The 13,906-nt window shown below is 67.7% G+C and carries 11 protein-coding genes; 7 read left to right on the plus strand and 4 right to left on the minus strand.

Annotated features, from left to right (window positions below; translation table 11 throughout):
• Nucleotides 1-1,851, minus strand: coding sequence for a rhamnogalacturonan lyase family protein (locus IG04_RS0102240; protein WP_159460405.1), 1,851 nt, complete (start codon nt 1,849-1,851; stop codon nt 1-3).
• Between the two features lie 38 nt (nt 1,852-1,889).
• Nucleotides 1,890-4,613: an exo-rhamnogalacturonan lyase family protein gene (locus IG04_RS0102245; protein ID WP_030474809.1), complete on the minus strand. Its 2,724-nt coding sequence runs from the start codon at nt 4,611-4,613 to the stop codon at nt 1,890-1,892.
• 200 nt (nt 4,614-4,813) lie between these two features.
• Here IG04_RS0102245 and IG04_RS0102250 point away from each other — a divergent pair, with 200 nt between their 5' ends.
• The 3 genes from IG04_RS0102250 (at nt 4,814) to IG04_RS46190 (ending at nt 8,341) form a co-directional block, all read left to right on the plus strand.
• Nucleotides 4,814-6,718 (plus strand): DUF2264 domain-containing protein, encoded by a 1,905-nt coding sequence (locus IG04_RS0102250; RefSeq protein ID WP_276326639.1) that lies wholly within the window; start codon nt 4,814-4,816, stop codon nt 6,716-6,718.
• Between the two features lie 124 nt (nt 6,719-6,842).
• On the plus strand, nt 6,843-7,856 hold the full coding sequence (locus tag IG04_RS0102255) for a LacI family DNA-binding transcriptional regulator (protein ID WP_245815832.1): 1,014 nt from the start codon (nt 6,843-6,845) through the stop codon (nt 7,854-7,856).
• 98 nt (nt 7,857-7,954) lie between these two features.
• Complete coding sequence (locus tag IG04_RS46190) at nt 7,955-8,341, plus strand: Imm1 family immunity protein (protein WP_159460406.1); 387 nt, start codon at nt 7,955-7,957, stop codon at nt 8,339-8,341.
• 58 nt (nt 8,342-8,399) lie between these two features.
• On the opposite strand, the gene IG04_RS0102265 is transcribed toward IG04_RS46190, so the two are convergent.
• Nucleotides 8,400-8,954 carry a cysteine hydrolase family protein gene (locus IG04_RS0102265; protein WP_051768707.1) on the minus strand — a complete coding sequence of 185 codons (555 nt, stop codon included), beginning with the start codon at nt 8,952-8,954 and terminating at the stop codon, nt 8,400-8,402.
• 4 nt (nt 8,955-8,958) lie between these two features.
• Nucleotides 8,959-10,134, minus strand: a complete 1,176-nt coding sequence (locus tag IG04_RS0102270; RefSeq protein ID WP_030474814.1) for a hypothetical protein — start codon at nt 10,132-10,134, stop codon at nt 8,959-8,961.
• 15 nt (nt 10,135-10,149) lie between these two features.
• Here IG04_RS0102270 and amcB point away from each other — a divergent pair, with 15 nt between their 5' ends.
• From amcB to IG04_RS0102290, 4 genes are all read left to right on the plus strand, one after another.
• Nucleotides 10,150-11,370, plus strand: coding sequence for a cyclophane-forming radical SAM peptide maturase AmcB (gene amcB / locus IG04_RS0102275; protein ID WP_211257646.1), 1,221 nt, complete (start codon nt 10,150-10,152; stop codon nt 11,368-11,370).
• Nucleotides 11,367-11,528, plus strand: coding sequence for a multiple cyclophane-containing RiPP AmcA (gene amcA / locus IG04_RS46195; protein WP_157512848.1), 162 nt, complete (start codon nt 11,367-11,369; stop codon nt 11,526-11,528). The genes amcB and amcA overlap by 4 nt, the downstream gene beginning before the upstream one ends.
• Nucleotides 11,529-11,530: 2 nt before the next feature.
• Complete coding sequence (locus IG04_RS0102285; protein WP_030474816.1) at nt 11,531-12,412, plus strand: hypothetical protein; 882 nt, start codon at nt 11,531-11,533, stop codon at nt 12,410-12,412.
• Between the two features lie 499 nt (nt 12,413-12,911).
• Entirely contained in the window at nt 12,912-13,790 is an 879-nt protein-coding gene (locus IG04_RS0102290; RefSeq protein ID WP_030474817.1) for a helix-turn-helix domain-containing protein, read from the plus strand.
• Nucleotides 13,791-13,906 lie beyond the last annotated feature (116 nt).

Raw genomic sequence — 13,906 nt, forward strand, 5'->3', positions numbered from 1 at the left:
TCACCTGCCTGGGTAAGTGATGTTCGGCCGGGGCGGCCGGCTCATGCCGGACCCGAGGAAGTAGTCGACATGGTGGGACTGCATGTAGCCCTTGAGCGTCATGGCGTTGCGGTAGGCGGGGTTGTGCGCCAGCGTGTAGAGCCTTGTGCTCGTGGGGTGGTTGGTCGTGAAGATGATCAGCTCGTTGTAGCTCGCGTTGGTGTACACGGCTTCTTCTCGCCAATCGCCGAGGATGTCGCCGTAGAAGGTGGGCTGGACGTTCTGGCTCGCGTCGACCGCGCCGTAGGCCGAGGTGTTGAGGATCCGTTGCAGGCCGTTGGTGGGCTTGGGGTTGTTCGGGTCCCACTTCTCGAACTTGCCGTCGTTGAGCAGTTCCATCGTCATGTCGCCGTCCCACCACAGGCCAAGTTGCGGCCACGGCCGCAGCGAGGTGTTCGGTTCGGTGAGGCGGTTGGCGGGCGCGTTGTAGAGGCCGGAGAAGGACCAGACCTCCATGCCGGGGAACCGCGGGTCGATGTCGCCCGCCATGCCGCGTCCCACGTCGGCGGTGCCGGACGCGGAGTGCCGCCAGATGATGGAGCCGTTGGCGGCGTCGTAGTAGTACTCGCGCAGGCCGCTGGGGTTGTCCTGCTGGACGCCGTAGCCTTGCAGGCCTGGACGGCTCGGATCCATCTTGGCGATGTGGAAGCGGTCGCCGTGGATGACGCCCGAGGGGCCCAGGGAGTACCGCAGGGTGCCGTTTCCGTTGAGCACGAACCCGATCTCGGCGACCTCGTCGGTGCCGTCGCCGTTGACGTCGATGACGCGGGTGTTGTGCCCGTCGGGTGTGTTCTGGTTGCCGCGCAGCCACTTCCACTGCTGGGACAGCGACTGGCCGTCGAACTGCCAGGCGCCCATCATGAGGTTGAACCCACCGTTGCCGACGCGGTTCTTCATGAAGGCGACCAGACTGGGCCGCGTGCCGTCGAGGTGGCCCACGCCGAACCGGGCGTACATCGGGCCGTCCCGCAGGTAGTCCGTCGGCACGGGAGCGGTGGCGCGGGGTGCCCCGGTCATGCCGTCGAGGATCGCGATGAACTGACGGTTGTTGTCGCTGTTGGTGAACGTGGTGCCGTTGCCGAAGCGGACACCGTTGGCGATCCGCACGGCGACCTCGGCGCGGCCGTCGCTGTCGAAGTCGTAGACGGTGACGCCGTCGTTGTGGCCGACGTCGATCGTGGACGATCCGCCCTCGATGTTGTTCTGGTTGGTGCTGTTGGGTCCCATGTTGACCGACCAGAGGAGCTGGCCGTCACGCCGGTAGGCCTCGAGGGTCTGCGGCGACGTCTGGCGGTCCAGGACGTAGTCGTACTCACCGTCGCCGTCGAGGTCGCCGACCCAGACGAACTTCACCGGGCCGCCGGAGCGCAGCGGTACCCGGACGACCGGCTCGACGGCGTGGTTGGCGGTCAGCGTGAAGGCGCCGCTCGGTGGCTGCTCCGCGCCGTTGACCACGGGCCGTACCCGGTAGCTGTTCGACCGGGTCAGGTCCGCCGTCGAGTCGGTGAAGTTGGTGCCTCCGGTCAGGACCGCGGAGTTGAGCTTGACCTCCTGGCCTCCGGCAGCGGACCGGTACACGTTGAACCCGATGCCGTCCGGGTCGAGTCCCAACAATCGCCAGGAAACCAGCACAGCGTTGTTGCCCGACCGCACGGCGACGACGCCGCGGCCGAGGTTCTCCATCGGTCTGGCAGCCGCCGCGACGCCGACCGGGGACGTCGCGGCGGCCGGTGCGACGGCCGAAGCCGTCACCGTGGCGGACAGCAGGGCGACTACGGCCCCGGCTGTCGAGACCTTTTTGGACAGTTTCATCGAATCCTCCCTGTGCAGGGTCAGGGCAGGGTGCAGGGTCAGGGCAGTTGATCACCGATCAGCGCCAGGCACTGGATCGCGGCCAAGCCGTACTGTGCGGAGGCGTTCGTGGACACGAAGTTCGCCTCGTCGACCGGTTTGAGCACGGCCGGGCCGTCGACCCGCACCGTTCTCCAGGGTGCGTTGCGCGGATAGCCGGCGTGGCCGGTGTAGAACTCCTGCCACGCTCTGGCGGCCAGCGTGGCGTTGCCGGTCTTCGCCGCGGCGAAGGCGGTGAGCCGGGAGTGGGCCTGCCGCAGGTTCTGGTTGCCGAACGACTGACCGGTCTCGGCCTTCTGCTCCTCGGCCGTGGCGTTGTACAGCCGGCAGTACTGCAGCCAGGCGTTGGTGAACTCCGGGATGTCGAGCAGGTCGACGAGCTCACTGCACATCTCGACGAGGCCGAACACCGCGCCGAGCGAGCCCACGGAGACGGCCGGTCGCGCCGGTGCGAAGGCTCCGGTGTCCAGGTCGTACAGTCCGCTGCCCTGGACGAAACCGTTGGGCAGTGCCCCGATGCTGCGGGCGCCGGCTATCAGCTTGCGCAGCGCGATCGGGTCCCCGCCGCGCTCCCACTCGGTGAGGAAGGCGGCGGCGAGACCGCTCCAGTCGGTGCCGAGCGAGACGGACAACGCGTGCGGATCAGGTTCGTAGGGCCCGGTCCGGATCTTGCGGATCGGATCAAGGACGAGGAACGTCCGATCGCCGTCGACGAGGTCGCGCATCAGGTCGCCGACCCGTTCGTCGGCGGTGAGGAAGTAGTAGAACCGCCGGTACGCGGCGGTGCTGATCCGCAGCTGCTTGGCGCTGTCCGCCCAGTGCTGCACACCGTGCCTCGTGCCGAGGTCGCGCCACTTGCCCAGGTGGTAGACGTCCACCTCGCCGGTGTGCCTGGTCATGGCCTCGGCGAACCGGAACACGTCGGCGCGTCCGGATCTCAGGTACTGGTACCACAGCCACAGGTCCGGCGAGAGCTCGGAGTTGTCCCAGGCGTACCCGCCGATGTCGTACCGCCACACGTGCCGGTCGGAGTCGTAGGTGTGCATGATGTCGCCGTAGTCCCAGAACCCGTACCAGCTGCGCTGCTCGACCTGGCCGCGGTGGTGGTCGAAGAGGAAGTCCAGCCGGTCCTCGATCTCCCGCCGCGCCGGCGTGCTGCGGTCGACCGGGCTCCAGTCGCCGAAGACACCGGCGCCGTGCAGGTGGGCAGGTGGCGCGACGATCAACGGTGGTGTGCGCACGGCCGCGGCCAGCTGGGCGAACCGCTCCGCGGACGGCGTTGCCCCCAAGGCCCAGAACGACAGCTCGGTGGTGCGGGCGATCCCATACGGCGTGCCGAAGCCGGGTTCATAGTCCTCGTAGGTGATCTCCAGCCCTTCGAGCTGTTTCGGGTAGGTGTCCTGGCCCATCCCGTCGTGGTAGAAGCGCAGGTCCATCGGGGTGGCGTCGGGCGACCAGAGCCACATCGTCACCTCGGCGGTCTCCCCCGCCGCGCCGCGGACGTCGAGCTGCGTGGGATGCAGCTGCCAGAAGTCGCGCATGCCGAACGCGAACCCGCCGCTGATCCCGCCGACGTAGCCGAGGCCGGACGCCCGGCGGCCGGAATCCACCGGGATCCAGCCGTGGCCCGCGCGGGTGCGCTTGCGGATGTCGAAGCAGCCCTCGGACAACTGCCGCAGCCTGTAGTCGCCCCAGGCCGGGATGTACTGCAGCCGGCTGCTCACCCGGGTGTCCCAGGTGGACAGCGGAGGTGTGGCTCGTCCGGCGATCTGCGCCTGCCGCACCGCCGCACCGGGATCACGGCGCAGACCGGTGATGCCGCGGACGGCCTCGCCGAGCACACCGTCACCGTCACCGGCGAACCGCACGTGACGGTCGTGCGGTTGATCGGTCATCGGCACCTGGAAACGGACGCCGAGGCCGGAGATGAAGTCCTTGTTCGCGTCGCCGTCGAAGACGAAGGTGTGCACCATGCGGATCCCGTCGCTGCCCGCGTACAGGTACAGCCGGATGGTGAAGGGCAGCCACGCCCTGGGGCCTCGCTCGGCCCGGTGCACACCCTCGATCCGCACCACGGCGCGAACCGGGCCACGTTGCTCGACGGTCACCGCACGGATGTCGGCGGTGAACCGCTCGGTGCGCACCACCTCAGGCGCGTCGTCCGCGGTGTTCCTGCGCAGGCAGACCAGGGTGCCGCCGGTGGCGATGGTCCGGTCTCCCCTGGAGATCGACGGCACCAGGACGCGACCGCGGCGAGCGATCCGGCAGCGGATGACGCCGGTGTCGACGTCGATCTCCCTGCGGTTCTCGCTGATCCGCAACGGGGCGGCGGGCGCGGCCGGCTTTCCGGTGCGCAGCAGGTACTCCCGCGCGGGCGCGACCTCCGTGCCGATCGCGTGTGCGGTCCACTTGACCGTCCCGTCCGGCCAGAAACCAGTCGGCCACGACTGCACGGGCACGGACTGGCCCGCGGCGGTGGTGAGGGACAGCTCGCTGCCTTTGGGCAGGGCACCCCGCGCCCACGGCACTCCCCAGGTGGTGCCGACGAGTGCCTGAGGCGCCTCGCTTTCCAGCCAGCGCAGTGGCACTTCCGCGTTCGCGGCGGGGATCGGCGGCGGCTGACCGCCCAGTGCGGCGCCGGCTTGCGCCGGTGCGTGCAGCCCGCTTGCCGCGCCGGTCATCGCGACGCCCACCAGAAGAGTGCGGCGAGACAGTTCGGGCATCTTTGCCCTCCACCTGAGCCAGAGTTGAAACGTTTACTATTGCTGGGGCAGCGAACCAAGGATTTCTTGATCGTGTCAAGACCGTTGGCCGAATTTTCGTTGGTAGCAACGGTATTGACCGCGTAACGACTCGACCCTAGATTCGATCCATCGATACAAACGGTTTAACTCAAATTCGACCTCTTTCGACAGATGGACTGCTGTCGCCCTACACGGGGTGGGCCAGGGCGCACTGGGAAGCAGTGGCCGATCATCTTTTGGACGGCGTAGCGCCCTACGCCACGCCGGGCGGCGCCCAGTACCGGCTGCCGGGCCGGCCTGGCCGCGCGGGCCTGCACAGTGACGGTTTGGAGGGCTACGCAAGGACTTTCCTGCTCGCGGCCTTCCGCATCGCCGGTGCCGGTGGTGACGTGCCCGCGGAGCTCATCGAGCGGTATGCCGAAGGCCTCGCCCACGGCACCGACCCCGGCCACCGGTACGCCTGGCCGGCACCTGCCGACTGCTCGCAGCAGCTCGTGGAAGCGGCCTCGATCGCGCTGGCACTGCACGAGACCCGTCGATGGCTGTTCGACCGGTTCGACTCCTCGGTGCAGGACCGAATCGTTGCCTGGCTCGCCGCCGCGGCGGGCAAACGGACGTGGCAGAGCAACTGGGTGCTGTTCCCCGTGATGGTCCAGCAGTTCCTCGCAGGCGTCGGCGGACCGCACGACCCGGCCGGAATCTCCGACGGGCTCGACCGGATCGAACAGTGGTACGCCAGCGACGGCTGGTACACCGACGGGGCCGGGCGGAGCTTCGACTACTACGCCGGGTGGGCCCTGCACCTGTACCCGTTGCTGTGGGCCCGGATGTCGGGCGACCAGCGAAGCGGCGAGGTGTACCGGGAGCGGCTGCGCCTCTTCCTGGAGCAGTACCAGCACATGTTCGCCGGTGACGGCGCGCCGGTGTATCAGGGGCGGTCGCTGTGCTACCGGTTCGCCTGCGTCGCACCGCTGTGGCTGGGCGAGCTGACGGACGCGACCCCACTGCCCGCCGGCCGCTCCCGGCGGATCGCCAGCGGCGTGCTGCGGCACTTCGTCGAGCGCGGTGTACCGGACGACCGCGGCCTGCTCAGCCTCGGCTGGCACGACCGTTTCCTGCCGAGCACGCAGCACTACTCCGGTCCGGCCTCGCCGTACTGGGCGAGCAAGGCGTTTCTCGGACTGCTGCTGCCCGCGGACCATCCGGCGTGGACAGTGCCGGAGAGCGCCGCGCCGATCGACGACGGCGACCAGGTCGTCGCGATGCCCGGCCCCGCCTGGCTGCTGCACGCCACCCGTCACGACGGGGTGGTGCGCGTGGTCAACCACGGCAGCGACCGGGCTCGGCACCTGTCCGCGGACGGGATCGACGACCCGCACTACACCCGGTTCGGGTACTCGTCGCATGCAGCTCCCGAGGTCGGTGAGGATGCTCGTGTGCGGGCGGTGGACGGTCATCTCGCGGTCATCGGGCCAGATGGCGTCGTCTCCCGCCGGCGGCGCATCGAGGCGATCGCGGTCCACGACCGGTTCGCCGCGTCGGCCTACGAGGACGGCCCGGTGCGGGTGGAGACGGCGTCGGTCGTGCGCGGACCGTGGGAACTGCGCGTCCACCGCGTGACCGCCCCACCTGGCCATGTCGTCCGTGACGGCGGCTACGCGCTGGCCGGTTCCCGCCCACCGGCGGTGGGCACCGGTGACCGATGGAGCCAGGTCGGTTTGCCGGACGGCCTGACGAGCGTCGTGGTCGCCCTGCACGGTTTCTGTTCGGCTGCGACCACCGACGCCATGGACGCCAACGCGTTCGGCGTGTGTTCCGCCACGCCGTACCTGCTGGCGCCTGATCATCCTGGCGGAAGCGCCGTCTATGTCTCGCTGATCGTGCTCACCGGCGATCGGGTCGATCCCGCCGCGCTGCGAGAGTCGGTCACCGCGTCCGTCGCCGGTGACCGAGCCACGATGCGACTGCCGGACGGGGAGCGGATCGAGGTGGTGCTCGGTGCCCAGGTCACCTACGCGCGCTATCCCGTGGACGGCGCGCCCGTACGGTGGCCTGCGGACGACGCCGCCGGCACCGGGGTATAAATGATTCAGTAACCGTTTTCTGAAACAATGTTCCCGGTTACGGAGTCACGGGAAGGGGCGGTGGACGATGACGCGTCGGGCGAGCGAACCAGTGAACGGCCGGCGGCGGTCCACGATCCGCGAAGTGGCGGAACGGGCCGGCGTGTCCGTCGCCACCGTCTCGCGCATCCTGAGCGGCGACTACCCGGCCTCCCCCGCCACCCGCAAGCGCGTCATGCGCGCCGTCGAGGAACTCGACTACGTCGCCAATGCCCACGCCCGCGCGCTCGCGGGCACGTCCGCGAAGAGCATCGCCATTGTCCTCAACTCGGTGATCTCGCCGCACTACGCGCATGTCGCGCAGGGCGTGGAGGCCCAGGCCGCCGCCGAAGGCCGGCTGTGCCTGATCGGCACGACCGGCGGCGACGCCGAGCGTGAGCTCGCCATGGTGAAGTTCATGCGGGAGCAGCACGCCGAGGCGGTCATCCTGGTCGGCAACGTGGTGGCCGACGAGAAGTACCACAAGCGCATGGGCCAGTACGCGCACGCCCTGACCGCGATCGGTTCCCGGCTGGTGCTGTGCGGCCGCCCGCCGCTCGGCCCCGATGTGCCCGCGGTGGTCGTGGAGTACGACAACGCCGGCGGCGCGTTCGCGGCGACCAGCCACCTGCTGTCCGCCGGGCACGAGCGGATCCTGTGCCTCGGCAGGCGTCCCGGCTACACCACGCAGGAAGGCCGGGTGGCCGGGTACCGCAAGGCCCTGGCCGCGCACCGCGTGCCGCACGACCCCGCGCTCGAGGTCGAGGGCACGACGATGGAGTGGCACGAGGGCTACCGGATGATGAAGGAGCGGCTGGCCGCCGGTCCTCGCGACTTCACCGCGGTCTTCGCCCTCAACGACCTCATCGCCGGCGGCGCCTGCCGGGCACTGACCGAGCACGGGCTCCGGGTGCCCGACGACGTGTCGATGGTGGGATTCGACGATCTGCAGCCCTCGCTCGACCTCAACCTGACCAGCGTGCACCTGCCACACGAGGAGATCGGGCGCACCGCCGTGCGCCTCGCACTCGAGCACGAGGCACGCGGCGGCACACCTCCGCACGTCGTTCTCGGGACACACCTGGTGATCCGCGACTCGGTCCGCCCGCGCGTGTCCTGACGCCTTCCAAGCAGGCCTACGAGTCTGCCGGCAGGCTCGACGCTCACCGTGCACGCGCCGAACTATTGCAAGACGTACACAGGAGGGATGCGGGCACCGTGGCAGCTCTAGAGGTCTGGTACGACCCGGAGCCCGAGGACGACTTCAACCCGGGCGATCCCGCCATCATCGTCCGCACACACGAGGGCCTGGCCGTACTGCTGGACCGGGTGAGCAAGCGATCCGCGCGCCAGCCGTGCCCGTCGATCATCACCGTGTCCGTGGCGGATGACCCGTACCGGTTTCCCTCGGTCCGCGCGGGTGTGGGCGCGGACCTCGGCTACGTGCAGATCAACAGCAGGACCGGTCGCTCGGTGAACCACACGACGTCGTGGTCGGCGGCCAGCTCGTGCGCCAGATCAGCTCCCTCCGGCAGCACCGGATCATCGCCAGCCGCGTCGAAGAAGTCCACCCACTTGGTCGGCGAGTCGGAGTCGAGGAGATGAAGTCGATGTCGGGCGTCGGCCACGGTCCCATCGATGTCGATCACCGCTACAGGTCGTGTCACCCTGTCCCCACCAGCTTCTCGGTGAAGAGGGCGTCTGCGTCGATGAGCTGGCGGCGGCCGATGAACCGGCTGGTCACGAGGAGGCCCGCCTCGTGCGCTTCCTGACCCGCGTGGCTGTAGACCGCGTCCTTGACCACCCACGGCGTCAGGCCGCGCTCGAACGCGTCACACGCCGTCTTGAGCACGCAGGACTCGGTAGCAATCCCGACGATCACGATGTCAGTCCAGCCGTGTTCCGTCACTGTCGCGGCGCCTTCCTCGGTGAACAACGAATAGATCGGCTTGTCCAGCACCTTGACCGCACGCTGTGACGCCGGCACGAGGTCGTCGACAATGTCGATCTCGGGAGACTTCTGCATCCTTGACCAGTTGATCAGCCGCTCGTACGGCGATCCGGGATGGTTGACGAATCGGGTGAACACGGTCGTACCGCCGGCTTCTTCCCAGCGACGCACGACATCTGCCACGTGCGGAACGATGGGCGCTGACTTGCTGGACACGAAGCCGTTCTGCACATCGACGACCACCAGCACGCTCTTGGCCAGATCCACCTGATCATTCTCCGCTCGTGTCTCGCAGCAACTCCAGCGCGGTCGTCAGGTGCTTGCCCAACTCACTGGTTTCGAGCACCGCCCGGCGCATCGCGGCATGTTGCGCTGTCTCCTGTGGCCTGGTCATGGTCAACCGCGACCTGACCGCGCGGATCCAGCGCCACCCGTACTCAGGTGGAACAACTGGATCACATCCTTCTTCCACCTGCTCGTGCACGCGGTGGCAATAACACCACAACGCCTGGACCAGCAGCTCACAGTCGACCAGGTCAGACGTCTGGAGCGCGCGTCCTGCCGCCTGCGGGTAGTAGCTGAGCCCGGCCCAGCTCGCGCAGCCGATGGACAAGCCTCGAATGCCGAACTCATCGATACGGCTGTCGTGGAATCCTTCACGCAGCAACATCTGCTCCACCAGCTCCGCGTGGTGCAGGGAAGGCCCGGCCTCCTCTGTTCCGCGGTCGAGCAGGACGCGCGGCATGCTCAACAGCCGCATCGCGGTCTCAAGGTCCTGGCCGTTCCACAGTGACTCATGCAACCAGTAGGCCGACAGCACGTAGTGCGCGGTAGGTGTGTCCGAACCGGTCCGCTCGCATAGCCACTCAGTCGCCCACTGCCGGGTCTCGCGATAAGTCTGCCGGCGCCACATCGCCAGGCTGGCGACGTTCGGCACGCTCAGCTCCTCCGCCAGGTGGAAGACCGCGACACCCCAGGGGAACGCGTACAACTCGCAGAGACCAGCCGGATGCTCGACCTGTCCTACGTGGCAGTCCGCCCATTGCACCGAGCCGGGTACGAGGTTCGCTCGTTCGATGAGCGTGGAGAGCAGTTCGGGTCCGAGGTACACCGGCACGAACTTGTGGCTCGTGAGGCCACACGACTGACAGTTCACCGCGCCCGTGCTGAGGGTGCCGAACAGCTCATGCGGTGTGGCCTCGAACGCGGCGCAGTACAGCCGGAGGTAGACCTCGTCCCGCACCGCGGCTCTGCCGGTCTCGTGCCGGTAGATCGCCTTGACCATGGCGCCCAGCTCAGGCGTCGTGAGCTCCAGTTGCCGACCAAGCCGCTCGAACTCCCTGGCGAGCCTGTCTCGTCCCCACCCCTTGGCCTGCCGCCGGGCGATCAGCACGAGGTTCGGCGTCGGACGCTTTCCCTCGCCGATCGCGGCGGCGTCGCTGGACATGATCGATGTCCTTCCATGTCCCTGCTTGTCATCTGCCGCGTGCTCGTCGTCCAAGCCATATTTGAATCATCACGAACGAACCCACTATATCGATGTTCGGCGTCATGTCGGCGACAACGCACCGGAGGAGCGATGGCCCAGTGGTTGGCGGCACAGCCCAAGACCATCGTCGTCCAACCAACAACGCTGTGTCCGATGGACTGCACCTACTGCTACTTGCTCGAACGGCACCTGAAGCAGGAAATGACGCCGCAGGTGGCATCGGCTGTCGCGGATGGCATCGGTCCGTCGTGGGAGCCGGTTGAGGTGGTGTGGCACGGCGGCGAGCCGTTGGCGGTTGGGCTCACGCGGTTCGTGGAGTTGTTGCAGCCCTTCGAGTCTCTGCGCCAAGCCCGGCGCGTGCGGCACAAAGTCCAGACCGGCGGCGGCAGGCCGATCACCGATGCCTGGTGCGACGTGTTCGAGCAGTACGAGATCGGCGTGGGCGTGAGCATCGACGGACCTCGCGAACTCAACCACCACCGCGTCGACCGAGGTGGCCGGCCGATGTTCGACCGGACCATCGCAGGCATCGAAACCCTGAAACGACGCTGCATCCCCTTCACCGTCCTGGCGGTCGTCAGCCAGGACGGCACCGGGCAGGCCGCACAGGTCCTGGACTTCATGCGAGACCTGGGCACCTCGTGGGTCGGGTTCAACATCGAAGCCAAGGAAGGTGCGAACTCCGACGGACAGACCCCCTCGATCGACCACGCCCGCCAGTTCTGGCGCGACACCTTCGAGTGGTGCCGCCGCAACAACGACGTGACCGTGCGAGAGGTCTCGAACCTGTTGGGCTTCCTCGGCCTGACACAAGAGCGGCGCGACGCGGACTCCCAGCACGACCCCATTCCGACGATCGCCTGGAACGGCGACGTGGTGCTGCTATCACCGGAACTGCTCGGGGTTCGCAGCGTCACCTACGACGACTTCGTCGCGGGCAACGTACTGGAAGACGACCTGTCCGCGATTGTGCAGCGCTCTGACGAACTGTTGTACGTCCAGGAGTTCACGAACGCACTGGAGACCTGCAAGCAGACGTGCGAGTTCTTCTCCTTCTGTCAGGGCGCGCACGCAGGTGATCGGTTCTTCGAACACGGCACCTTCGCCGTGACCGAGACCGACCACTGTCGAAATTCCGTTCAAGCGCCCGTCCTGGCGCTTGCCGAACTACTACAGGCGAAGGGAAGCAGATGACGGTCTTGGAGCAAATGGTGCGCGCCGTGTCCAACGTCGACACTGAGTGGGCACAGGTCGTGGCCGCCAGAACTACGGGGAGCGTGAACGCCAGCGGCGTGGACTGGGGTCGCAAGGGCGGCAGTTGGGGCAAAGAAGGCGAGTTCTGGAAGAAGTGAGCATGGACGCCCTGGAGATCGAGAGGGCCGTCGAGCGACGACGGGTCTGGCTCGACAAGCAGCTCGACGTGGCAGCGACGGCGCTGGACGTGAGCGTGGCTGGTGAGCCGGTGAACACCTTCGACATGCGCTCGGCCGGCGCGGTCGCCCGCAGTGGGGGCGGTGACGTCTGGCTGAGGGTCGTGGTGCAGGACGCCGACTACGAGCCCGTCTGCCGATGGGACGGCAACGTCGCCGGCAACTCGATCCGTGGCGTCGCCAAACCCGCGGTTCTCCGGTGGCACGACTGGCAGCACAACGACGAGTATCTGCGGGGCCGCCGTCTCCGGGGCGAGGTGATGACCCTCGCCCCAGGGACGACGGTCGCGCCCGGCGGCGTGCTGCACGATGAGCCCCAGCTATCCGACACCTGGTGGCGGGACCTGCGCCGGTCACTGGCGGCACTCGCGGCACACCCGATGGAGTGGCACAACGAGCTCGGTGCGGTGGCCTCGACCATCCGGAGCGTCGAGCACCACTTCGGCATCACGTTGTCTGAGGACGCCTTCGCGGATGTCAGCTGGACGACAGCGCACGCAGACCTGCACTGGGGCAACCTGCGCCGGCCGCAGATGTGCATCCTCGACTGGGAGAGCTGGCGTCCCATGTTCGCCGGGTACGACATGGCCACGCTCTACTGCAACAGCCTTCTCGACCCGGCTACCGCCCGGCGGATCCGCGACATGCCCGAGCTGCACACCCGCAGCGGCAATTTGGCTCTCCTGTCCGCGATCTGCCGTTACCTCTGGATCGTGGGCGAAGGCAGCGAGTGGGATCAGCTCGAACCGCACCTGCGAACCGAAGCCGAGCCGATTCTGTCCAGCGTGAGCAAGAGGACCGAATAAGTCGGCGTCACGCCGGAAGGGCACAACCATGAGCAACAAGCACACACCCCTGCGGGCAGTCATAACGTTCGCTGGCGATCGAGGCGGGCGGTTCCGGTGACCGCCCTGACAATTCTGGTCGGCGGAGTGGTACTGCTCGCAGCGGTCTTGGTGCTTACGTTCGCACGGCACCTGTGGTGCGACGCAGGGTGCGGCTCCTGCGCGCAACGGCGTAGCGAGCGGGCCGTGCGCCGCCGTCGGCGGCGCGACGCACTGCGCGTCGAAGCCCTCGCGCACAACTGGTCCAGCGCACGGGCGTACCTGCACCGCATCGGTTCATGGCGACGGGAGCGATTCGGCAAGCTGTCCGGCGCGCATGCGCACCAGGCACGTGCGCGAGTCGGCAAACGCGTGAGAGTGGTGCTCCGATGAACCCACTCAAGCAGGCAAACCGGCAGCAGCCACCGCGTTCGTGGACGGAACATCTGAAAGTTCTCCGAGCCTGTGCGAGGAAATAGATATGCCAAAGAGGATCTCCACTGCGCGTGGTCGGGAGTTCGGTGCCGGCCTGCGGGCGGCCATCGCGAATGCTGGCCTGACCTCGCGCGCGGTCGCCGAAATCCTGGACTGGGACGAGGCCAAACTCTCGGATGTGGTGAACGGCAAAGGCGGGACCACCCAGCTCGAAGTTGCCGCGTTGCTGGGAGTCTGCCGAGCCAGGGCCGCCGAATCTGCTCACCTGCTGTCGCTGCACCCGGAGACGCACGTCAGGGGTTGGTGGCAGCAGCACGGCACGTGTGCGCCAATCCGGCTTCGTACGCTCGCCGAAAACCTGGCCGTGGCCGAGTCGCTGACGAGCTGGCACACGCACATGGTGCCGCTGTTTCTTCAGACGGCCGACTACATGCGCGAGGTGCTACTCGCATCATCCACTGTGCCTGCGGCTGAGCTGCACGATCGGGTGAAGGCGCAGCTTGCGATGCAGGAGTTGCTTCGCGGCGGCAAACAGTGCACCTATTTCATCCACGAGTTGGCGCTGCACCTGCACGTCGGTGGTGCCGAGGTACACGCCGGGCAGTTGCTGCACCTCCTGCTCATGGCGAAGTGGGCGAACACCACGATCCGGATCGTGCCCGCCGCACTCGGTGCGCATCCTGGCCTTGCTGGGCCGTTCGCTCGGTTGACCTTTGCGAAGTACGCACCACTGGTGTGGGTGGATACCGAGAACTCCAGCCTCCTCTCCGAGGAGAACGACGCGATCACGGGCTACGACAAGGTCATTCGCGCGCTCGACGAAAAGAGCTTGGACGAGGCCGACTCCAAAGCGCTGATCGTCCGCCTGTACGACGCCATATGTCCCGCCGAAGACGAAGCGGCAAGGCGCAGGTCTGTCTGTTGAGGACGCAACGCCGCCAGCCTCCGGACTCCACCGCACACAACCGGGGTTGGCAAGAGGAGCCGACGCGGCGCACGTCACCGCGTCGGGTTCACCCACGCACCGAGCGAGTCGCGCAT

Origin of the sequence: Lentzea albidocapillata, assembly GCF_000719115.1 — a bacterium.
Classification (GTDB): Bacteria; Actinomycetota; Actinomycetes; order Mycobacteriales; family Pseudonocardiaceae; genus Lentzea; species Lentzea albidocapillata.